The organism is Streptococcus sp. 9.1(2021), from assembly GCF_030466425.1.
GTDB lineage: Bacteria > Bacillota > Bacilli > Lactobacillales > Streptococcaceae > Streptococcus > Streptococcus wuxiensis.
On sequence record NZ_JAGQFU010000001.1, the window covers coordinates 417,044 to 437,989 of the forward strand.

General features: G+C 38.6%; 21 protein-coding genes. 10 read left to right on the top strand and 11 right to left on the bottom strand.

Annotated elements, in window-relative coordinates; genetic code table 11:
• Positions 1-33 precede the first annotated feature (33 nt).
• From nrdF to nrdH, 3 genes are all read right to left on the bottom strand, one after another.
• Complete coding sequence (nrdF, locus tag KBU52_RS02080) at positions 34-996, bottom strand: class 1b ribonucleoside-diphosphate reductase subunit beta (RefSeq protein ID WP_006148574.1); 963 nt, start codon at positions 994-996, stop codon at positions 34-36.
• A gap of 137 nt (positions 997-1,133) precedes the next feature.
• Entirely contained in the window at positions 1,134-3,293 is a 2,160-nt protein-coding gene (gene nrdE, locus KBU52_RS02085) for a class 1b ribonucleoside-diphosphate reductase subunit alpha (RefSeq protein ID WP_254724156.1), read from the bottom strand.
• Between the two features lie 69 nt (positions 3,294-3,362).
• Positions 3,363-3,581, bottom strand: coding sequence for a glutaredoxin-like protein NrdH (gene nrdH / locus KBU52_RS02090; RefSeq protein WP_004253610.1), 219 nt, complete (start codon positions 3,579-3,581; stop codon positions 3,363-3,365).
• A gap of 360 nt (positions 3,582-3,941) precedes the next feature.
• On the opposite strand from nrdH, the gene KBU52_RS02095 reads away from it, so the two are divergent.
• From KBU52_RS02095 to udk, 3 genes are all read left to right on the top strand, one after another.
• Positions 3,942-4,205, top strand: coding sequence for a phosphocarrier protein HPr (locus tag KBU52_RS02095; protein WP_000146947.1), 264 nt, complete (start codon positions 3,942-3,944; stop codon positions 4,203-4,205).
• 4 nt (positions 4,206-4,209) lie between these two features.
• Positions 4,210-5,943, top strand: a complete 1,734-nt coding sequence (gene ptsP, locus KBU52_RS02100) for a phosphoenolpyruvate--protein phosphotransferase (protein ID WP_254724157.1) — start codon at positions 4,210-4,212, stop codon at positions 5,941-5,943.
• A 121-nt stretch (positions 5,944-6,064) separates the two neighbouring features.
• Entirely contained in the window at positions 6,065-6,703 is a 639-nt protein-coding gene (udk, locus tag KBU52_RS02105) for a uridine kinase (protein WP_004253618.1), read from the top strand.
• A 37-nt stretch (positions 6,704-6,740) separates the two neighbouring features.
• On the opposite strand, the gene KBU52_RS02110 is transcribed toward udk, so the two are convergent.
• From KBU52_RS02110 to coaB, 3 genes are read right to left on the bottom strand one after another with little or no spacing between them, the layout of a single operon-like run.
• Positions 6,741-7,301 (bottom strand): ECF transporter S component, encoded by a 561-nt coding sequence (locus KBU52_RS02110; RefSeq protein ID WP_254724158.1) that lies wholly within the window; start codon positions 7,299-7,301, stop codon positions 6,741-6,743.
• Complete coding sequence (gene coaC / locus KBU52_RS02115; protein WP_254724159.1) at positions 7,285-7,836, bottom strand: phosphopantothenoylcysteine decarboxylase; 552 nt, start codon at positions 7,834-7,836, stop codon at positions 7,285-7,287. The genes KBU52_RS02110 and coaC overlap by 17 nt, the downstream gene beginning before the upstream one ends.
• A gap of 14 nt (positions 7,837-7,850) precedes the next feature.
• Positions 7,851-8,537, bottom strand: a complete 687-nt coding sequence (coaB, locus tag KBU52_RS02120) for a phosphopantothenate--cysteine ligase (protein WP_254724160.1) — start codon at positions 8,535-8,537, stop codon at positions 7,851-7,853.
• A 233-nt stretch (positions 8,538-8,770) separates the two neighbouring features.
• Here coaB and KBU52_RS02125 point away from each other — a divergent pair, with 233 nt between their 5' ends.
• Entirely contained in the window at positions 8,771-10,441 is a 1,671-nt protein-coding gene (locus KBU52_RS02125) for a formate--tetrahydrofolate ligase (protein ID WP_254724161.1), read from the top strand.
• Positions 10,442-10,524: 83 nt separating this feature from the next.
• Here KBU52_RS02125 and lysS read toward each other — a convergent pair whose 3' ends face one another.
• The 5 genes from lysS to KBU52_RS02150 form a co-directional block, all read right to left on the bottom strand.
• Positions 10,525-12,015: a lysine--tRNA ligase gene (lysS, locus tag KBU52_RS02130; protein WP_254724162.1), complete on the bottom strand. Its 1,491-nt coding sequence runs from the start codon at positions 12,013-12,015 to the stop codon at positions 10,525-10,527.
• A gap of 135 nt (positions 12,016-12,150) precedes the next feature.
• Positions 12,151-12,774 carry a histidine phosphatase family protein gene (locus KBU52_RS02135; RefSeq protein ID WP_254724163.1) on the bottom strand — a complete coding sequence of 208 codons (624 nt, stop codon included), beginning with the start codon at positions 12,772-12,774 and terminating at the stop codon, positions 12,151-12,153.
• Positions 12,771-13,256: an aminoacyl-tRNA deacylase gene (locus KBU52_RS02140; RefSeq protein WP_254724164.1), complete on the bottom strand. Its 486-nt coding sequence runs from the start codon at positions 13,254-13,256 to the stop codon at positions 12,771-12,773. Before KBU52_RS02140 ends, KBU52_RS02135 begins: the two co-directional genes overlap by 4 nt.
• On the bottom strand, positions 13,256-14,098 hold the full coding sequence (locus KBU52_RS02145) for a DUF368 domain-containing protein (RefSeq protein ID WP_254724165.1): 843 nt from the start codon (positions 14,096-14,098) through the stop codon (positions 13,256-13,258). Before KBU52_RS02145 ends, KBU52_RS02140 begins: the two co-directional genes overlap by 1 nt.
• Positions 14,099-14,204: 106 nt before the next feature.
• The gene (locus KBU52_RS02150) at positions 14,205-15,005 is read right to left on the bottom strand and encodes a glycoside hydrolase family 25 protein (RefSeq protein WP_254724166.1); all 801 of its coding nucleotides are present in this window, start codon (positions 15,003-15,005) and stop codon (positions 14,205-14,207) included.
• A gap of 157 nt (positions 15,006-15,162) precedes the next feature.
• Here KBU52_RS02150 and glmU point away from each other — a divergent pair, with 157 nt between their 5' ends.
• The 6 genes from glmU (at position 15,163) to KBU52_RS02180 (ending at position 20,932) form a co-directional block, all read left to right on the top strand.
• A complete protein-coding gene (glmU, locus tag KBU52_RS02155) occupies positions 15,163-16,542 on the top strand; it encodes a bifunctional UDP-N-acetylglucosamine diphosphorylase/glucosamine-1-phosphate N-acetyltransferase GlmU (RefSeq protein ID WP_254724167.1) in 1,380 nt (459 codons plus the stop codon).
• Positions 16,543-16,551: 9 nt separating this feature from the next.
• A complete protein-coding gene (locus KBU52_RS02160) occupies positions 16,552-17,097 on the top strand; it encodes an NUDIX hydrolase (protein ID WP_254724168.1) in 546 nt (181 codons plus the stop codon).
• An 11-nt stretch (positions 17,098-17,108) separates the two neighbouring features.
• Positions 17,109-17,420, top strand: coding sequence for a cell wall synthase accessory phosphoprotein MacP (gene macP / locus KBU52_RS02165; protein ID WP_036757475.1), 312 nt, complete (start codon positions 17,109-17,111; stop codon positions 17,418-17,420).
• Positions 17,421-17,430: 10 nt separating this feature from the next.
• A complete protein-coding gene (locus KBU52_RS02170) occupies positions 17,431-18,126 on the top strand; it encodes a 5'-methylthioadenosine/adenosylhomocysteine nucleosidase (RefSeq protein WP_254724169.1) in 696 nt (231 codons plus the stop codon).
• Between the two features lie 126 nt (positions 18,127-18,252).
• Positions 18,253-20,541, top strand: coding sequence for a DNA helicase PcrA (gene pcrA, locus KBU52_RS02175; RefSeq protein WP_254724170.1), 2,289 nt, complete (start codon positions 18,253-18,255; stop codon positions 20,539-20,541).
• A gap of 130 nt (positions 20,542-20,671) precedes the next feature.
• On the top strand, positions 20,672-20,932 hold the full coding sequence (locus tag KBU52_RS02180) for an SWEET family sugar transporter (RefSeq protein WP_250307240.1): 261 nt from the start codon (positions 20,672-20,674) through the stop codon (positions 20,930-20,932).
• The last annotated feature ends 14 nt before the right edge of the window (positions 20,933-20,946 follow it).

A 20,946-nucleotide genomic window follows, 5' to 3' on the forward strand; every position in this document is an offset into this window, starting at 1 on the left:
TGTTTTTAACTCAGATGTTTTTATATTTCTTAATTAGTCTAATCCGTAGTTATAATCATCGTCCTGCATAGCTTCAACTTCACCAAGTAGATATCCGTTACCAACTTGAGAGAAGAAGTCGTGGTTGGATGTACCAGTTGAAATTCCATTCATAACAATAGGGTTTACATCGTCAGCTGAGTCAGGGAAGAGAGGATCTTGTCCTAGGTTCATAAGAGCTTTATTGGCGTTGTAGCGAAGGAATGTTTTCACTTCTTCAGTCCAACCAACACCATCATATAAACTCTCTGTATAACCTTCTTCATTTTCATAAAGAGTGTAGAGGAGGTCGTACATCCAGTCTTTTAATTTTTCTTGCTCTTCTTCTGGTAATTCGTTAAAACCAAGTTGGAATTTATAACCAATATATGTTCCGTGAACTGACTCGTCCCGAATGATGAGTTTGATGATTTCAGCAACGTTTGCCAACTTGTTATTTCCTAGATAGTAGAGTGGAGTGAAGAAACCAGAGTAGAAGAGGAAGGTTTCAAGGAATACACTAGCCACTTTCTTTTCAAGTGGTGTTCCGTTAAGGTAAATCTCATTGATGATTTGTGCCTTTTTCTGAAGATATGGGTTTGTATCAGTCCATTCAAAGATTTCTTCAATTTCTGTCTTGGTATTCAAGGTTGAGAAAATAGAAGAATAAGATTTAGCGTGGACAGATTCCATGAATTGGATGTTGTTAAAAACAGCTTCTTCGTGAGGAGTACGAATATCAGCGCGAAGAGCATTTACCCCTGTTTCAGACTGCATGGTATCCAAAAGTGTCAAACCGCCAAAGACTTTTCCTACCAAGTCTTTTTCTTGATTTGATAACTTTCTCCAGTCATCTAAGTCATTAGATAAGGGAATACGTGTATCCAACCAAAATTGTTCGGTTAGTTTTTCCCATGTTGATTTATCGATGACATCTTCGATGGCATTCCAGTTAATGGCTTTGTAGTAAGTTTCCATTACAAATCTCTTTCTTTTGATTTTATTAAAATATTGATGCATGTTCTAGTCTTGTGTGATTGGGTTACCGCACAAAAAGTCGGTACTCCGACTTTTTGATGTTACCTTATCTTTGTAAACAAGATTTTAGTGAGATTTTAAATCACACAGCTTTCACATTGGTTAGCACCAACTTCACCGCCGTCATCTGTGTAGGTACGAACGTAGTAGATAGACTTAATACCCTTGTTAAATGCGTAGTTACGAAGGATAGATAGGTCACGTGTTGTTTGTTTGTTCTCCTTCTTCCATTCGTAAAGACCTGTTGGGATATCACTACGCATGAAGAGAGTAAGTGAAAGCCCTTGGTCTACGTGCTCAGTTGCAGCAGCATAGACATCGATAACTTTACGCATATCCATGTCATAGGCAGAAGTGTAGTAAGGAATAGTTTCAGTTGATAATCCTGTAGCAGGATAGTAAATCTTACCAATTTTCTTCTCTTGACGTTCTTCAATACGTTGAGTAATTGGGTGGATAGAAGCAGACACGTCATTGATGTAGCTGATAGAGCCATTCGGCGCTACAGCAAGACGGTTTTGGTGGTAAAGTCCATCAGTTTTAACTTTATCACGAAGTTCAGCCCAATCAGCTGCAGACGGGATAAAGATTCCATCAAAGAGTTCTTTAACACGATCAGATTTTGGAACAAATTGACCAGACGTATACTTATCGAAATAAGTACCATTTGCATAGTCTGATTTCTCAAAGTTGTGGAAGGTAATGCCACGTTCACGCGCAATATTGTTTGATTCTACCAAAGTCCAGTAATTCAAAAGCATAAAGTAGATGCTTGTAAATTCAACAGACTCAGGAGATCCATATTCGATTAATTGCTGAGCAAGATAGCTGTGAAGCCCCATGGCACCAAGTCCAAATGTATGAGCTTGGCTATTTCCGTGGTCGATAGTTGGAACAGCAACGATGTGAGAGCTATCTGTTACAAAGGTCAAAGCGCGAACCATTGCACGAATAGAACGTCCAAAGTCAGGTGATGTCATCATATTTACAACGTTGGTTGAACCAAGGTTACATGAAACGTCAGTACCCATTTGAAGGAATTCTTGCGCATCGTTGATAAGACTTGGTTCTTGGACTTGAAGAATTTCTGAACACAGGTTACTCATGATAATCTTACCATCGACAGGATTTGCACGGTTAGCAGTATCGATATTGACTACGTAAGGATAGCCAGATTCTTGTTGCAATTTAGAAATTTCTGTTTCCAAATCACGGGCCTTAATTTTTGTCTTACGGACGTTTGGATTTGCCACCAATTCATCGTATTTTTCTGTGATATCGATGTAGTTAAAAGGTACACCATACTCTTTTTCAACAGAATAAGGACTGAAGAGGTACATTTCTTCATTCTTACGTGCTAATTCGTAGAATTTATCTGGTACCACAACACCAAGTGAAAGAGTCTTGACACGAACTTTTTCATCAGCATTTTCTTTCTTAGTAGAAAGGAAAGCAATAATGTCTGGATGGAAGACGTTAAGGTAAACAACCCCAGCACCTTGACGTTGACCCAATTGGTTAGAGTAAGAGAAGCTGTCTTCGAAAAGCTTCATAACTGGTACGACACCAGAAGCAGCCCCTTCGTACCCTTTGATAGGTGATCCAGCTTCACGAAGGTTGCTGAGGGAAATTCCGACACCACCACCGATACGTGAAAGTTGAAGAGCTGAGTTGATAGAACGTCCAATAGAGTTCATATCATCTGTTACCTGAATCAAGAAACAGGATACCAATTCACCACGACGTGCACGGCCTGCATTCAAGAAAGAAGGTGTAGCAGGCTGGTAACGCTGGTGGATGATTTCATTGGCAATATCAATTGCGATAGCTTCGTCACCATCAGCAAAGTAAAGAGCGTTAAAGAAGACACGGTCTTCCATGCTTTCAAGATAGTACTCTCCGTCATTAGTTTTCAAGGCATATTGATTGTAAAACTTGTATGCTGCCATGAAAGACTTGAATTGGAAGTTTTGATCCTTAATAAATTGGTAAAGCTCTTCTAAGAATTCTGGACGATATTTCTTGATAAAAGCTGTTTCGATATAGTCTTGTTTAATAAGGTAATCGATTTTATCAGTGATAGAATCAAAAACCATAGAATTTGGTACAACATTTTCTTTAAAGAAAGCGTCCAAAGCTTCTTTATCTTTGTGGAGCATGATTTGTCCATTAACAGGACGGTTGATTTCATTATTTAGACGGAAGTAAGTTACGTCCTCAAGTTGTTTTAATCCCATAAAATTTCCTTTAATTCATTACAAAAGAAAGGCTTCTAAGATTGACATAGAAGCTTTTAATCCTGATACTTAAGCAAGTTCTTTAAGTTTTGCTGGTTGGAAACCAGAGAAAACTTCAGTTGGTGTTTGAATGATAGGAGCAGCGCTGAAGCCTAGCTCTTTAACTTGTTCAATAAATTCAGGTTGTTCATCAAGATTGATTTCGCGATATGCGATTTTGTTACTATCTAAGAATCGTTTGGTCATTTTACATTGAACACAATTGTTTTTAGAATAAACGGTTACCATTCTGTAACTCCTCTTTCAAAATTTAATTACTTCTTAAGTATATCAGAAAAAAAATCTTTGTCAACGAAGAAAAACTAAATATTGTAGATTTTTTTCAGATGAGAGTTATCCGAACACAATATATAGTGATTGTAAAAAATCAAACCCATAAATAACAGCGTTTTCTAAATGTTAAAATTTTAAAAAACTATATGATGTATTTTGATACATAAAATAGAAGATTTTCAGCAAGTTATCTGAAAGGAAAAAGAAGAAATCCCATAAAATACTTGAAAAAAATCCTAGAAGGTGATATAATACCAAATTGTAAGGGTTATCAGATATAACTCAAAAAGAAAACATTTAAAGGAGAGTCAAATTATGGCTTCTAAAGATTTCCACGTAGTGGCAGAAACAGGTATTCACGCACGTCCAGCAACATTGTTGGTACAAACTGCTAGCAAATTTGCTTCAGATATTACTCTTGAGTACAAAGGTAAATCAGTTAACCTTAAATCTATCATGGGTGTTATGAGCCTTGGTGTTGGTCAAGGTGCTGACGTTACGATCAGTGCTGAAGGTGCAGACGCTGATGATGCTATCGCTGCTATCTCAGAAACAATGGAAAAAGAAGGATTGGCATAAGGATATGACAGAAATGCTTAAAGGAATCGCAGCATCTGATGGTGTTGCAGTTGCTAAAGCATATCTACTCGTTCAACCGGATTTATCATTCGAGACTATTACAGTCGAAGATACAAATGCAGAAGAGGCTCGTTTGGATGTTGCTCTTGAAGCTTCTCAAAACGAGCTTTCTCTTATCCGCGAGAAGGCTGTAGGTACGCTTGGTGAAGAAGCGGCGCAAGTATTTGACGCTCACTTGATGGTTCTTGCTGACCCTGAATTGATCGGTCAGATTAAAGAAACAATTCGTGCAAAGAAAGTAAATGCAGAAGCAGGTCTGAAAGAAGTTACAGACATGTTTATCACTATCTTCGAAGGAATGGAAGACAACCCATACATGCAAGAACGTGCAGCGGATATTCGCGACGTTACCAAACGTGTTTTGGCAAATCTTCTTGGCAAGAAATTGCCAAACCCAGCTTCAATCAATGAAGAAGTGATTGTGATTGCGCACGACTTGACTCCGTCTGATACTGCTCAATTGGACAAAAACTTTGTAAAAGCTTTTGTAACAAACATTGGTGGACGTACAAGCCACTCAGCTATCATGGCTCGTACACTTGAAATAGCTGCTGTATTGGGTACAAACAACATCACTGAACTTGTAAAAGATGGTGATGTTTTGGCTGTTTCAGGTATTTCAGGTGAAGTCGTAATCAACCCAACTGAAGAACAAATTGCAGAATTCAAAGCAGCTGGTGAAGCTTACGCTAAACAAAAAGCTGAATGGGCTCTTTTGAAAGATGCTAAAACTGTTACTGCAGATGGTAAACACTTTGAGTTGGCAGCTAATATCGGTACACCAAAAGACGTTGAAGGTGTGAACGAAAATGGTGCCGAAGCTGTTGGTCTCTACCGTACAGAATTCTTGTACATGGATTCTCAAGATTTCCCAACGGAAGACGATCAATACGAAGCTTACAAAGCAGTTCTTGAAGGTATGAACGGTAAACCTGTTGTTGTTCGTACAATGGATATCGGTGGGGATAAAGAACTTCCTTACTTCGATCTTCCTAAAGAAATGAACCCATTCTTGGGTTACCGTGCTTTGCGTATCTCTATTTCTGAAACTGGTAACCAAATGTTCCGTACACAATTGCGTGCCTTGCTTCGTGCATCTGTTCACGGTAAATTGCGTATCATGTTCCCAATGGTTGCTTTGTTGAAAGAGTTCCGTACTGCTAAAGGTATTCTTGAAGAAGAAAAAGCTAAATTGGTTGCTGAAGGTGTTGCCGTTGCAGACGATATCGAAGTAGGGATCATGATTGAAATCCCAGCTGCAGCAATGCTTGCGGATCAATTTGCTAAAGAAGTTGATTTCTTCTCAATTGGTACAAACGATCTTATCCAATACACAATGGCTGCTGACCGTATGAACGAACAAGTTTCATACCTTTACCAACCATATAACCCATCAATCCTTCGTTTGATCAACAACGTGATCAAAGCAGCACATGCTGAAGGTAAATGGGCAGGTATGTGTGGTGAAATGGCCGGTGACCAAACTGCTGTTCCACTTCTTGTCGGAATGGGCTTGGATGAGTTCTCGATGTCAGCCACATCTGTACTTCGTACTCGTAGCTTGATGAAGAAACTTGACACAGCTAAGATGCAAGAATATGCTAACCGTGCTCTTACTGAATGTTCAACGATGGAAGAAGTTCTTGAACTTTCTAAAGAATACGTTAACTTTGATTAAAAACATTAAAACCTTGTAGAACTAAACTACAAGGTTTTTTTGTACTATTATTTAAAAAGTCCACCTGTAAAATTTTCTAAAAATATGGTAAAATAGACAAAGGAAAAATACGGAGGCAACTATGCAAAACAGACCAATCATTATCGGAGTAACAGGGGGATCTGGTGGAGGAAAAACCAGTGTTTCTAAAGCAATCTTATCCCATTTCCCAAATGAAAAAATTGCCATGATTGAGCATGATTCCTACTATAAAGATCAATCTCATTTAACCTTTGAAGAACGTATTAAGACTAATTATGACCATCCTTTTGCTTTTGATACTGACTTGATGATTGCGCAAATCAAAGAATTGTTGGCGGGGCGTCCTGTTGATATTCCTACATATGATTATGCTGCCCATACAAGAAGCTCGAAAACCTATCGTCAAGAACCTCAAGACGTCTTTATTGTAGAAGGAATTTTGGTTTTAGAAGACAAACGTCTTCGTGATTTGATGGATATCAAGATTTTTGTGGACACTGATGATGATGTTCGTATCATCCGTCGTATTAAACGCGATATGGAAGAACGTGGTCGTAGTTTGGATAGCGTCATTGATCAGTATCTTGGCGTCGTAAAACCTATGTATCATCAGTTTATCGAGCCAACAAAGCGTTATGCTGATATTGTGATACCTGAAGGTGTAACCAATACTGTAGCTATTGATTTACTGACAACAAAGATTGAGAAGATTTTAGAAGAAGCTCGTTTAGCTCAGTAATAGAAATAAAAAACTGTATCTCTTGATACAGTTTTTATTATTTAATTTTTTCAAGTCTCGGAACAATGACGAGAGTTAAGAGGGCTGAGATAATTAATTCTGCGATTGAATTTGTTGAGATAACAGTCGCTAATAGTTTTTGAATATTTCCATCAAAAACATTACCAAAGAGAAAGAAGATACCACCTAAGACAAATACTGTATTCGTGAGTGAGCCAAGTGCACCTGCAAAGATGAGTCCAGCTCTTCCCTTTAGTAGTTTATAGACGAAATAAGGGGTCAAACCGATTAAGATACGAGGAACAATTGCGATCACAACTGAATAGAAGTTACCATTTGGTACAAATGGTGAGAAGAGATAGCTTGTTGGCAGGATTGTGAGAGTATTAACCGTTAAGCTAAGCATTCCCATCAGAAAACCTAAGGTTGCACCGATTCTTGGTCCGTAGATAATACTTGCAATAATTACTGGAATGTGAACGATGGTTGGTTTGATTGGAAAGGGAAGTACATTAAATAAAATCGAGCTTAGTAAATGAATAACAATCATAATAGCAAAAAAGATAGCGATTGGAGCAATATTAGAGCGTTTGTTCATGAATTTTATCCTTTATTTCTTGTAAAATAGTTTCGAGATCAGCGAGAGCACCACGACCTGTATCCCCACAGGCCAGTAGAGAATCTTTGGGAGAAATAATTGTATAACCATAATTTTCTAAAGTTTTTAGATTAGCTTGGGTTGCAGGATGGTCATACATCTTTGTGTTCATAGCTGGAGCCAATAGTTTATGTACAAAGTGTGGCAAAGCAAGAGCAGTAGCAGTCACCATATTGTCAGCAAAACCGTGAGCTAATTTAGCGATTGTATTGGCTGTCGCAGGAACTACGATAAATAAATCTGTTTCTTTTCCTATTTGAATGTGATTCACTTGATCTGGAAAAGGTTCGTGCATGACATCGAGATGTACAGTATTTTGTGATAGTACTTGTAAAGTTAATGGCTGAATGAATTCTGTTGCTGACTGAGTCATAAGAACAGTAACAGAATGCCCCTGTTTTTTTAAAGAACTAACTAGGTCAACTGTCTTGTATGCAGCAATAGATCCTGTAATAGCGAGTGTAATACGGGCCATAAAATTCCTTTCTTTTAGTCATAACTTTTGATTTTCTCGAGGAGTAAATTAGCAATTTCATGTTTACTCATAGCAGTTTGGAAAGAATTTTTTTCAACTAAGTAAGCCTTATGTTGTTCGCTACTAATCTGAGTAAGGTCGTTTGCGACAATTAAATCAGCTTGGTTCTTTTCAAGACTTTCCCGAGCAATTTGAATCAGATGTTCCTGGCTGACATCAACCAGTAATTTAAATCCAATCAGGTGAATCTTAGGATTCCATTCTTTAACAAGAGATATGATTTTTGGATTCTTCTTGAGAAATAGAACCTGAACGTCTTCCTTAGATGAGATTTTTGTTTCCTGATTTTTCTTATCTAAAAACTCTGTTAAATCTTGACTAGCTTCAACCTCATCAAAACCAGCCATATAGACAGGCGTGTAATCTGATACTGCCATGGAATGGATTAAGACCTGGTGATCCATAACCTTATCTTTCATGACTTGCAGCAAATCAGCAGTATTTTTAATTTCGATGATGGTCAAGTTTGTCTGACTAAGTGGCTTAACTGCCTGAAGAGTGGTAATCAAACAAACTTCGTGGCCAGCCTTTAGAAAAGTTTCGGTGATAATTTTTCCAAGTTTACCGGAAGAGTGATTGGTAATAGAACGAACTCTATCAATTTTTTCACTTGTACCACCAGAAGTAACTAAAATTTTCATAGAACTATTGTACAAAAAAATGAGCATTAAGTAAAATGAAAGCGATGTAACAAGGGCCGAAAATAGGATGTTAATCCATAGTTAAAACCTATAAAGACATATAAAAATTTAAATAGAGATAAAGAAAGTCTGTTATTTAGCCATATTCACGAACGTTACTAATCATAATGACTGTTAAAAATCTTGTTTTATGATATAATGAATTAACACATTAGAGGCTAGAGGAGTTTTTTATGAAAACAGATATTGAAATTGCACAGAGTATTGAGTTAAAACCAATCGTTGATGTTGTTGAGAAACTTGGTATTTCATATGATGATTTGGAGTTGTATGGAAAGTACAAGGCTAAACTAAGCTTTGACAAGATTCGTGAGGTTGAGACAAATCCAGTTGGTAAGTTGATTCTTGTTACAGCTATCAACCCAACACCTGCTGGTGAAGGGAAGTCAACCATTACCATTGGTCTTGCTGATGCTTTGAACAAGATTGGTAAAAAAACTATGATTGCCATACGCGAACCTTCTCTTGGCCCTGTTATGGGGATTAAAGGTGGAGCTGCTGGGGGTGGTTATGCCCAAGTGTTACCAATGGAAGATATCAACCTTCACTTTACTGGGGATATGCACGCTATTACAACTGCCAACAATGCTCTTTCTGCCTTGATTGACAATCATTTGCACCAAGGAAATGAGCTAGGAATCGATCAACGTCGTATTCTCTGGAAACGTGTTGTTGACTTAAATGACCGCTCTCTTCGCCATGTAACTGTTGGTCTTGGTGGTCCACTTAATGGTATTCCACGTGAAGATGGATTTGATATCACAGTTGCTTCAGAGATCATGGCTATCCTTTGCTTGGCAACTGATATTGAAGATTTGAAACGTCGTTTGGCTAATATCGTTATCGGCTACCGTTATGATCGCACACCAGTTTCAGTTGGTGATTTACAGGTTGAAGGTGCCTTGGCATTGATTTTGAAAGATGCTATTAAACCCAACTTAGTTCAAACAATTTATGGTACACCTGCATTCGTACACGGTGGCCCATTTGCCAATATTGCTCACGGATGTAACTCTGTATTGGCGACTAAAACAGCTCTTCGTTTAGCTGATTATACTGTAACAGAAGCTGGCTTTGGTGCCGACCTTGGTGCTGAGAAGTTCCTGGATATCAAGACTCCAAACTTGCCAACAGCTCCAAGTGCAGTAGTCATTGTGGCGACTCTTCGTGCCCTTAAGATGAATGGTGGTGTTGCAAAGGATGCTCTGACAGAAGAGAATGTAGAAGCAGTACGTGTTGGATTTGCAAACTTAAAACGCCACGTTGAAAATATTCGTAAGTTCGGTATTCCAGCAGTTGTTGCTATCAATGAATTTGTTTCTGATACAGAAGCGGAAATCGCAGCCTTGAAAGAACTATGTGCTTCAATCGATGTACCAGTCGAATTAGCGAGCGTATGGGCTGATGGAGCTGAAGGAGGAGTTTCTCTAGCTGAAACTCTCGTAAAAACAATCGACGAAAACCCAGCAAACTACACACGTCTCTATGACAACTACCTTTCTGTTCAAGAAAAAATCGAAAAGATTGTGACTGAAATTTACCGTGGTAGCAAGGTTAACTTTGAGAAGAAAGCTCAAACCCAAATTGCACAAATCGTACAAAATGGTTGGGATAAACTGCCAATCTGTATGGCTAAGACTCAGTACAGTTTCTCAGATAATCCAAATGCACTTGGAGCACCTGAAAACTTTGAAATTACCATTCGTGAATTGGTACCAAAACTTGGTGCAGGCTTCATCGTTGCCTTAACTGGTGATGTCATGACTATGCCTGGACTTCCAAAACGTCCTGCCGCTCTCAACATGGATGTTGAAAGCGATGGAACTGTTCTTGGATTATTCTAATTCAAACACAAAAGACAACCTCTTAGATAAGGTTGTCTTTTTAACTACAAAAAACTCCTAGAAATCATCTAGGAGTTTAGTTTTTATTTCATAGTTGGGAAAAGAAGTACGTCACGGATAGTAGTAGTATCAGTGAGTAGCATGCAGAGACGGTCGATACCGATTCCCAAACCACCTGTTGGTGGCATACCATATTCAAGGGCTTCGATGTAGTCGTAGTCAATGCCAGTTGCTTCATCGTCACCAAGTTCTTTGGCTTTGGCTTGGGCTTCAAATCGGCTAAGCTGATCGATTGGATCGTTCAATTCAGTAAAGGCATTTCCGTATTCTTTAGTCATGATGAAGAGTTCGAAACGGTCAGTGAAGCGCTCGTCTTCAGGATTCTTCTTAGCAAGTGGAGATACAGCTACTGGGTGACCATAAACAAAGGTAGGCTGAATCAAAGTTTCTTCGACAAATTCTTCAAAGAAGGCATTTATGATGTGACCAACTTCGGTGTAGTGTTTTTCAACTGGGACTTTCTTGTCAGCAGCGATAGCTTTAGCTTCTTCGAAAGTCATGTCTTGCCAGAAATCTACACCAGTAATTTCCTTGATAGCATCAACCATGTGAACACGTTTAAATGGCTCGTTAATCTTGATTTCAGTTCCTTGATAGATAACTGGACTGTCGCCTTTAACGGCTCTAGCAACGTGTTGGATAATACCTTCAGTCAAGTCCATGATGTCCTGGAAGTCTGCATAAGCTTGATAAACTTCGATCGAAGTGAACTCGGGATTGTGTGTAGCATCCATTCCTTCGTTACGGAAGATACGACCGATCTCATAAACGCGTTCCATACCACCAACGATAAGGCGTTTTAAGTGAAGCTCAGTCGCGATACGAAGTACCATATCAATGTTCTGTGCATTGTGGTGAGTGATAAACGGACGGGCAGCAGCACCTCCAGCTTCGTTGTGAAGAACTGGAGTTTCAACTTCAAGGAATCCTTGAGCATCAAGGTAACGACGGATTTCAGAGATGATTTTTGAACGGGTAACAAAGCGTTCAAAGCTTTCGCGGTTTGAAATCAAATCAAGGTAACGTTTGCGGTAGATTGTCTCAACATCTGTTAAGCCGTGGAATTTTTCTGGAAGCGGACGAAGGGCTTTAGACAAGTGAGTGATGTGTGTAGCCTTAATAGAGAGCTCTCCCATATCAGTACGCATAACTTCACCTTCGACCCCAAGGAAGTCTCCTAGGTCAGCCTTTTTGAAGATTTCGTAGTTTTCTTCACCAACTTCATCTTTACGAACGTAGATTTGGATTTGACCTTCACGGTCTTGAAGGTGAGCAAAACCAACTTTACCTTTACCTCGTTTAGTCACCAAGCGTCCAGCGATAGTAGCAGTTTCATTTAGTTCGTGTAGTTGTTCTTTATCTAGCTCAGCAAATTTATCTTTTAGTTCTTGAGAGTTGGCAGTACGTTCAAAACGTTTACCGAAAGGATCAATTCCTTGTTCACGGAGCGCAGCCATTTTTTCGCGACGAACGATTTGCTGGTCATTTAGTTCTTCCATGTGTTCTGTTGACATGAGTTCCTCCTAATTTTAATCGAAATTTGAAATAATAAATTAATTTTTCACGATACTCCATTTTATCATAAATAGTCAAGAAATTCACGGATATTCTATAAAAACTAAAAAGAACTTGATTGTTAATATCAAGTTCTATATTTTTTGATAAGAAGTATCGTTCCAAGTCTTTAGAGTAAATCTTTCAAAGTCATCAGTTTCTATAATTGTTAGACTTGCATTAGCCAAACCTCCGTCTTTACGAAGCAGAGCTTCCTGATAGCCTATCAGCGTGCGAAGACTTGCAGTAAGGTTTGCTCCATGACCAACAAGTAATAGGTATTCTGCCTTAGAGTTTTTTAAGGACTTGATAAATTGGATGGTCCGCTGAGTTGTAGTGTAGAGTGATTCAGCTTCGAACATGCGTGTATCAAACTTAGCTAAGTTAGTTTTGAAGGCTTGAATTTGCTGAGGGTAGATAGCATTTAAAGTCGCAATTTTTAGACCTTCAAGCTTACCCAGGTGCCATTCTCTGAGTTCGGGAACACTTTCTAAGGGACATGGATTTGTCAGCTGACTTTGGATAATTTCAGCTGATTTTACAGCTCTCGGTAAATCACTCGAATAGATCTTGTCAAAAGGGATATCTTTAAGATACTGTCCTAGGTCTTTTAAAGTTTCAATAGATTCAGGGAGAAGTGGGGAATCTCCGCCAGCCCCTTGAAAGCGACCTTCTAGATTCCAGACTGTTCGACCGTGACGGACAAAGTAAAGTTTCATGAGTTACTTTCCTCCAAGATATCTACAAATCTAGCTTTTACAAAGTTTGCCAGATCTTTAGGTGCGATGATGATACTGTGTCCGACTTCTCCAGCAGAGACAATCAATTTTTCCAATTTTAAAGCTGTTTCATCAATAAAAATAGGGTAGTTGTGTTTTTGACGAATACCTACAGGGTTATTAGCTCCATGGATATATCCAGTCGTTTTTTCTAAATCCTTTTGAGGAATCATGGCCACTTTTTTATTGCCAGAAATCTTTGCTAATTTCTTTTCAGAAAGGTGTTCGGTGATAGGAACGATTCCTATTACCGGACCAGTCTTATCACCCAATAATGCTAAGGTCTTAAAGATATGATTTCTATCATAATTAGAAGGAAGTTCTCCCTCTAAAGCGTTAATTTGAATACCTTGATGGTCAATACCTGCCTTAGTCAATATTTGCTCTACTAAGGTTTTTTTAACTTTTACTTTTTTAGCCATTATTTGTATTTATCCTCCAATTGACTCATCCAAATACCTAACCAAATACCAAGAGCAAAAAAGAAGGCAACAATGACATAAGACACAAGAGATAAACCAGTGTAGTTAATACTTTCAGCATTACCCGCATTTGGAATCAATATCAAGAGTGTACTTGAAAGAACTATTGCAATGATGAAATGATAAACACGAGAGTGATACACTCGAAGAGCGTAGTCCATCAATTTTGAAAAAATGACTAGAGTAGCAGCAGCTCCAATTCCTATCGGAAGGAAGGTACCAAATAAATCAAAAGTTTTAAATCCAGTTAACATTGGGGTATAAAGACCTAAAATCAAGAGAAGATTTGAGGGGCTTAATCCTGGAACCAAGATACCTAGAGCAAGCAGAGCACCAGCTAGGATAAAACTTGTGAAACTTGCGCTGAGTGAACCAACAACAAAGTTTAAAGCATAAAGACCAATTCCAGAAACAATAAAGGTCACCCAAAACCAGATAAGATCGACTTTGTCTCTTTCTGAATCTTGAGTAGCCTCCCTTACAAGGCTTGGGACTGTACCAATAATGGCACCCGCAAAACTCCATAAAACATAAACCTGATAGTGCTCAAGGAGGTACTCAATTGGATAAGAAAATAGCCCAATACCTAGTAACATCCCAATAGCAACAGGTAAGAAATAAAGAATATCTTCTTTTAGGTTTTTGAATGGATGGGCAAGAAAACGAATCATTCTCTCATAGATACCCAAAATAGCTGCCAAGACTCCACCAGAAATACCAGGCAAGATAAATCCTAGCGCAATAACAATTCCTTTAATCATTTTTGAAATCCAAGATAACATAAACTCTCTCCATATTTATTCTCTAAAATTCTCTTCTTGTATTATATCACAAAGTAAGAGAAATAAAAAAAGCAAGCAGAAGTAATATCTTGCTTGCTGAATGAAATTAAGGTTTTAAAAATAGTTTTCTAAACGTTTCTTCCTTATCTTTTGACAAAGAAATAAGATTTAGGTCTAGATGGTGTTCAAATCCAACCAGTTTACCCTTTGAGGTGTATTGATGAAGATCGAAGTCAAGGTCTGTATTTGGTGAACTTTCAAAATAGCCCGAATCAGGTCCGTAGGAAGGAATCCAAATAGCTGAAAACTTATCTGTGCTGATGCTATGCTCTTCCATGAAGTAAACTCCGATGTAAATACCGATGTTTTTAGCACCTAGAGATTCTAGTTTAGCACGAAAAGCTTCAACCCCTTTATTCATATCTGACATCGTTTTTTCTTCGACATCTAACCAATAGTAACTTGGATTGTATGGGGAAGCTGAATTGTAGAATGCTTCAGCAGCCTTTTCCATTTCCTCTACACTCTTTCCAGATACATATGCATAGACAGCAACTGGAACATTTCTCTTTTGAAACTCAGCGATATGACTTTTATAAGCTTTATCTGTTCCATTGGTATAAGATGCATCGTTCTCAGTAGTAATCTGGTTTCCTCCGTGGACTCGAACAATAGCACCAGAGATATTTTTAGATAAAACATCATAATTAATCTCTGACGGTCGTTGCCAACCAGAGATATCGATGATAGGCTTATCCAAGTTATGTAGAGCTTGTGTTTCTATTTGAACTGGATTTTGTTTGGTTTTTACAGGATGTTCTTCGAATCGTGGACGATTGAGAATCAAGAGTCCTATAAAAGCAGCAAATATAATAACTATAAAAGCTGGACGAATTTTTTTTCTCATACTCCTATAGTTTATCGTAATTTATTAAAAAAATCAAAAAATTTACTCAAAACGGAGTAGTGACAGTCATTAGCGTTATGTTGAGGTCAACAAATTTGTGTATCGTGAAGTAAATTGTGGTATAATAATAAAGAATTTCTATAGAAAAGAGAAAAATATGGCAAATTATGCAATTATTTTAGCAGCGGGTAAAGGTACCCGTATGAAATCAGATCTACCTAAAGTTATGCACAAGGTTGCGGGAATTTCAATGCTTGAGCATGTTTTTCGTAGCGTGGGCGCAATTAATCCTGAAAAAACAGTTACTGTAATCGGGCATAAGGCTGAACTTGTAGAGCAAGTTTTAGCAGGACAGACTGATTTTGTGAGACAGTCCGAACAATTAGGTACTGGTCATGCGGTTATGATGGCCGAACCAATTCTTGAGGGTCTTTCTGGACAAACATTGGTTATTGCTGGCGACACACCGCTAATCACTGGTGAGAGTTTAAAGAACTTGATTGATTTTCATGTGAATCACAAGAACGTAGCCACTATCCTTACCGCAGAAGCTGAAGATCCATTTGGTTATGGACGTATTGTTCGCAATGATAATGCTGAAGTACTAAGAATTGTTGAACAAAAAGATGCGACTGATTTTGAAAAGCAAATCAAAGAAATTAATACAGGAACTTATGTTTTTGATAATGCTCGTCTCTTTGAAGCTCTTAAAAACATCAATACCAATAACGCTCAAGGCGAATACTATATTACAGACGTGATTGGTATTTTCCGTGAAGCTGGTGAAAAAGTCGGAGCCTACACTCTTAAAGACTTTGATGAAAGTCTCGGAGTCAATGACCGTGTAGCACTTTCTACAGCCGAAGCTGTTATGCGTCGTCGTATTAACCAAGCTCACATGATTAATGGCGTTAGTTTTGTAAATCCAGAAGCGACTTATATTGATATTGATGTTGAAATTGCTCCAGATGTACAAATTGAAGCTAATGTAACCCTCAAAGGTTCTAGCAAGATTGGTGCTGAGACTATTTTGACGAATGGAACTTATATTGTCGATAGTACTATCGGTTCAGGTGCAGTGATTACCAACTCTATGATTGAGGAGAGCACAGTTGCTGATGGTGTTACAGTCGGACCTTACGCTCATATTCGTCCAGGTTCTAGCCTGGCAAAAGATGTTCATATTGGAAACTTTGTTGAGGTGAAAGGTTCTAGCATTGGAGAAAATACAAAAGCTGGCCATTTGACATACATTGGTAACTGTGAAGTTGGCAGTGACGTCAACTTTGGTGCTGGTACTATAACAGTGAACTATGATGGGAAAAATAAATTCAAGACAGTCATCGGCAACAATGTCTTTGTTGGTTCTAATTCAACCATCATTGCTCCTGTTGAACTAGGAGACAACTCTCTTGTTGGCGCAGGTTCAACCATTACTAAAGACGTGCCTGCTGATGCTATTGCCATCGGTCGTGGCCGCCAAGTTAACAAAGACGAATATGCAACTCATCTCCCTCACCATCCTAAAAACAAATAGGAGCTAACCATGGAATTTGAAGAGAAAACACTCAGCCGTAGAGAAATCTATAAAGGTCCTATTTTCCAATTGGTACAAGACCAGGTTGAACTTCCTAATGGAAAAGGGACAGCTCAACGTGATTTGATTTTCCATAATGGTGCAGTATGTGTTCTTGCAGTTACTCCAGAAAATAAGATTGTTCTAGTCAAGCAATATCGCAAGGCGATTGAGAAAGTTTCTGTTGAAATTCCTGCAGGAAAACTAGAAATTGGAGAAAACGCTGATCCTGAAGCGGCAGCTCTTCGCGAATTGGAAGAAGAAGCTGCCTACACTGGAAAGCTGACTCTTTTGTACGATTTCTATTCTGCTATTGGTTTCTGTAATGAGCGATTAAAACTTTATTTGGCAAGTGATTTGACGAAGGTTAAGAATCCACGTCCGCAGGATGAAGATGAAACTTTAGAATTACTTGAAGTTAGTCTTGAAGAAGCTAAACAACTGATCCAGTCTGGTGATATCTGTGATGCCAAGACTATTATGGCTATCCAGTACTGGGAATTACAAGAAAAATAGGGGAGGAACCTATGGGAAAACCTTTATTAACAGACGAAATAATCGAGCGTGCAAATCGTGGTGAAGATATCTCTGGCTCTACTTTAGTAGATGATCAAGAAACAAAGATATTATCGACTTCATCTCAACATTATAGAGCTTCACGTTCAAGTGACCATGGTTTTAGTCAAGATACCCTAACGATTGATGTTGAACCACAAATCCATAAAAGTCGTCGAATTGAAAATACTAAGAGAAATGTTTTTAACTCAAAACTGAATAAGATTCTATTTGCTGTTATTCTTCTCTTGATTTTGCTAGTTTTAGCAATGAGATTTATTTAAGGGGAATGTCATGAAAATTGGAATTATAGCAGCTATGCCAGAAGAGCTAGTTTATCTGATTCAACATTTAGAAAACGCTCAAGAAGAGACGGTATTAGGAAATAAGTATCATACGGGTAAAATTGGTTCAGTCGAGCTTGTCTTGGTCGAGAGTGGAATTGGTAAAGTTATGTCTGCTATGAGTGTAGCAATCTTAGCTAACCACTTTAAAGTAGATGCTGTTATCAACACTGGTTCAGCTGGTGCTTTAGCAGGAGGAATCGAAGTTGGAGATGTAGTGATTGCTGATAAGCTAGCTTATCATGATGTTGATGTGACTGCTTTTGGTTATGAATACGGTCAAATGGCCCAACAACCACTCTACTTTGAAACAGATAAAAAGTTAGTTAGCTTGATTCAAGAAAGCTTGTCTAAACTAGACCAAAATTGGCATCTAGGTTTGATTGCGACCGGTGATAGTTTTATTGCGGGTGACGATAAGATTAAAGCTATAAAAGAACATTTTCCTCAGGTGCTTGCGGTTGAGATGGAAGGAGCGGCTATCGCTCAAGCAGCTCACGCGCTTAATCTACCTTTCTTAGTTGTCCGTGCCATGAGTGATAATGCTAACCACGAAGCTTCTATTTCATTTGATGAATTTATCGTAGAGGCTGGACGTCGCTCAGCAAAGGCGCTATTGACACTTTTAAAATCTATTCATGATTAAAATAAAAAGAACACTTGCTAGTGTTCTTTTTTTAGGAAAAAGGAAGCTTGTCTCAGATAGAGTTATTTTCATTCTTTTTTGATATAATAGAAACATTGATTTGAAGAATAGGAATAGGAAGAGAAAATGAACCCTTTATTAAACGGTATGAATAACCGACAGGCAGAAGCGGTCCAAACAACAGAAGGTCCACTGCTGATCATGGCGGGGGCTGGTTCTGGTAAAACACGAGTTTTGACCCATCGTATTGCCTACTTAATTGATGAAAAGATGGTTAATCCCTGGAATATTTTAGCCATTACCTTTACCAATAAGGCTGCTCGTGAAATGAAAGAACGTGCCTATGGGCTCAATCCAGCTACACAGAACTGTTTGATAGCGACCTTTCACTCTATGTGCGTTCGTATCTTACGTCGTGATGCGGATCATATTGGTTACAATCGTAACTTTACCATTATCGATCCAGGTGAGCAGCGAACACTGATGAAACGTATTCTCAAGCAGTTGAACTTGGATCCTAAAAAGTGGAATGAACGAACCATTTTGGGAACTATCTCCAATGCTAAGAATGATCTGATTGATGATGTGGCTTACGCTGCCCAGGCAGGAGATATGTATACGCAAATTGTAGCTAAGTGTTATACGGCCTATCAGAAAGAACTTCGCCAGTCAGAGTCGGTGGACTTTGATGACTTAATCATGTTGACCTTGCGTCTCTTTGACCAAAATCCTGATGTTTTGACTTATTATCAGCAGAAGTTCCAGTACATCCACGTTGATGAGTATCAAGATACCAACCATGCCCAGTATCAATTAGTTAAACTCCTGGCTTCACGCTTTCAAAATATCTGTGTAGTTGGGGATGCAGACCAGTCTATCTATGGTTGGCGTGGTGCTGATATGCAGAATATCTTGGACTTTGAGAAGGATTATCCTCAAGCCAAGGTTGTTTTGTTGGAGGAAAATTACCGCTCAACCAAAACCATCCTCCAAGCAGCTAATGATGTCATCAAAAACAATAAAAATCGCCGTTCAAAGAATCTATGGACTCAAAATGCGGATGGGGAACAGATTGTCTACTATCGTGCTAATGACGAACAAGACGAGGCTGTCTTTGTAGCCAAAACCATCGATGAACTTGGTCGAAGCCAAAACTTCCTACACAAAGACTTTGCAGTCCTTTACCGTACCAATGCTCAATCACGTACTATTGAGGAGGCCCTGCTCAAGTCTAATATTCCTTATACTATGGTTGGTGGTACCAAGTTCTACAGCCGAAAAGAAATCCGTGATATCATTGCTTACCTCAATCTCATTGCCAACCTAAGTGATAATATCAGTTTTGAGCGTATCATCAATGAACCAAAGCGTGGTATTGGACCAGGAACTGTTGAGAAGATTCGCGACTTTGCTAATTTGCAAGAAATGTCCATGCTGGATGCTTCAGCCAATATCATGTTATCAGGAATTAAGGGTAAGGCAGCCCAGTCGATCTGGGACTTTGCCAATATGATTCTGGATTTGAGGGAGAAACTGGACCAATTAACCATTACAGAGTTGGTTGAGGCTGTCCTTGCAAAAACAGGTTACGTCGATATTCTAAATGCACAAGCAACATTGGAGAGTAAAGCTCGGGTTGAAAATATTGAGGAATTCTTATCTGTTACCAAAAACTTTGATGACAATCCTGAAAGCCAAGAAGAGGAGACTGGATTGGATAAACTCAGTCGTTTCTTGAATGATCTTGCCTTAATTGCAGATACGGACTCAGGCAGTCAGGAGACGTCAGAAGTAACCTTAATGACCTTACACGCTGCCAAAGGACTCGAGTTTCCAGTTGTCTTTATTATCGGTATGGAGGAGAATGTCTTTCCTCTTAGTCGTGCCTCTGAAGATCCTGATGAATTGGAAGAAGAACGTCGTTTGGCCTATGTAGGTATCACGCGCGCTGAGAAGATTCTCTATCTGACCAACGCAAACTCTCGCTTACTTTTCGGACGTACAAGTTACAATCGTCCGACCCGTTTTATCAACGAGATTAGTTCAGATCTGTTGACCTATCAAGGTTTGGCTCGTCCAGCTAATACAAGTTTTAAAGCTTCTTACACAAGTGGAAACACTACATTTGGTCAAGGAATGAGTCTGGCACAGGCTCTTCAAGAACGAAAACGGAATACTGCGCCTACATCGATCCAATCAAGTGGTTTACCATTTGGACAATTTGCGGCTGGTTCTAAATCAGCTTCCAGTGAAACTAGCTGGTCTATCGGTGATATTGCCCTTCATAAAAAATGGGGTGAAGGAACTGTCCTTGAAGTATCAGGTAGTGGATCAACACAGGAATTAAAAATCAACTTCCCAGAAGTCGGTCTCAAAAAACTTTTGGCCAGTGTTGCACCGATTGAGAAGAAGTAAGTTATCTAAATGAATAAGATTCCCTTATCACAAGATTGTGATAGTTTACAAGTTTTTAACAAATAGGTTTTTAAACTTCACTATCTAAAAAAATAGTGTATAATTGAGACTGTTTTTGAAAGGAGAAAAAATGACTGAAAAACAAATGAAAACTTTAGGTTGGATTGCAACCTTTATGTCTGTAATGATGTATGTCTCTTATATTCCTCAAATTATGAATAACCTTGCTGGTCAAAAAGGGAATTTTATCCAACCAGCAGTAGCTGCACTTAACTGCAGTCTTTGGGTTTACTACGGTCTCTTTAAAAAAGAACGAGATATCCCTTTGGCAGCAGCTAATGCACCAGGTATCGTTTTTGGACTTATTACCGCATTGACAGCAATATTCTAAAAATAAAAAGCAAT

Coding starts and splice junctions, on each gene's coding strand:
- nrdF (WP_006148574.1), bottom strand. CDS start 996: ATGGAAACTTACTACAAAGCCATTAACTGGAATGCCATCGAAGATGTC.
- nrdE (WP_254724156.1), bottom strand. CDS start 3,293: ATGGGATTAAAACAACTTGAGGACGTAACTTACTTCCGTCTAAATAAT.
- nrdH (WP_004253610.1), bottom strand. CDS start 3,581: ATGGTAACCGTTTATTCTAAAAACAATTGTGTTCAATGTAAAATGACC.
- KBU52_RS02095 (WP_000146947.1), top strand. CDS start 3,942: ATGGCTTCTAAAGATTTCCACGTAGTGGCAGAAACAGGTATTCACGCA.
- ptsP (WP_254724157.1), top strand. CDS start 4,210: ATGACAGAAATGCTTAAAGGAATCGCAGCATCTGATGGTGTTGCAGTT.
- udk (WP_004253618.1), top strand. CDS start 6,065: ATGCAAAACAGACCAATCATTATCGGAGTAACAGGGGGATCTGGTGGA.
- KBU52_RS02110 (WP_254724158.1), bottom strand. CDS start 7,301: ATGAACAAACGCTCTAATATTGCTCCAATCGCTATCTTTTTTGCTATT.
- coaC (WP_254724159.1), bottom strand. CDS start 7,836: ATGGCCCGTATTACACTCGCTATTACAGGATCTATTGCTGCATACAAG.
- coaB (WP_254724160.1), bottom strand. CDS start 8,537: ATGAAAATTTTAGTTACTTCTGGTGGTACAAGTGAAAAAATTGATAGA.
- KBU52_RS02125 (WP_254724161.1), top strand. CDS start 8,771: ATGAAAACAGATATTGAAATTGCACAGAGTATTGAGTTAAAACCAATC.
- lysS (WP_254724162.1), bottom strand. CDS start 12,015: ATGTCAACAGAACACATGGAAGAACTAAATGACCAGCAAATCGTTCGT.
- KBU52_RS02135 (WP_254724163.1), bottom strand. CDS start 12,774: ATGAAACTTTACTTTGTCCGTCACGGTCGAACAGTCTGGAATCTAGAA.
- KBU52_RS02140 (WP_254724164.1), bottom strand. CDS start 13,256: ATGGCTAAAAAAGTAAAAGTTAAAAAAACCTTAGTAGAGCAAATATTG.
- KBU52_RS02145 (WP_254724165.1), bottom strand. CDS start 14,098: ATGTTATCTTGGATTTCAAAAATGATTAAAGGAATTGTTATTGCGCTA.
- KBU52_RS02150 (WP_254724166.1), bottom strand. CDS start 15,005: ATGAGAAAAAAAATTCGTCCAGCTTTTATAGTTATTATATTTGCTGCT.
- glmU (WP_254724167.1), top strand. CDS start 15,163: ATGGCAAATTATGCAATTATTTTAGCAGCGGGTAAAGGTACCCGTATG.
- KBU52_RS02160 (WP_254724168.1), top strand. CDS start 16,552: ATGGAATTTGAAGAGAAAACACTCAGCCGTAGAGAAATCTATAAAGGT.
- macP (WP_036757475.1), top strand. CDS start 17,109: ATGGGAAAACCTTTATTAACAGACGAAATAATCGAGCGTGCAAATCGT.
- KBU52_RS02170 (WP_254724169.1), top strand. CDS start 17,431: ATGAAAATTGGAATTATAGCAGCTATGCCAGAAGAGCTAGTTTATCTG.
- pcrA (WP_254724170.1), top strand. CDS start 18,253: ATGAACCCTTTATTAAACGGTATGAATAACCGACAGGCAGAAGCGGTC.
- KBU52_RS02180 (WP_250307240.1), top strand. CDS start 20,672: ATGACTGAAAAACAAATGAAAACTTTAGGTTGGATTGCAACCTTTATG.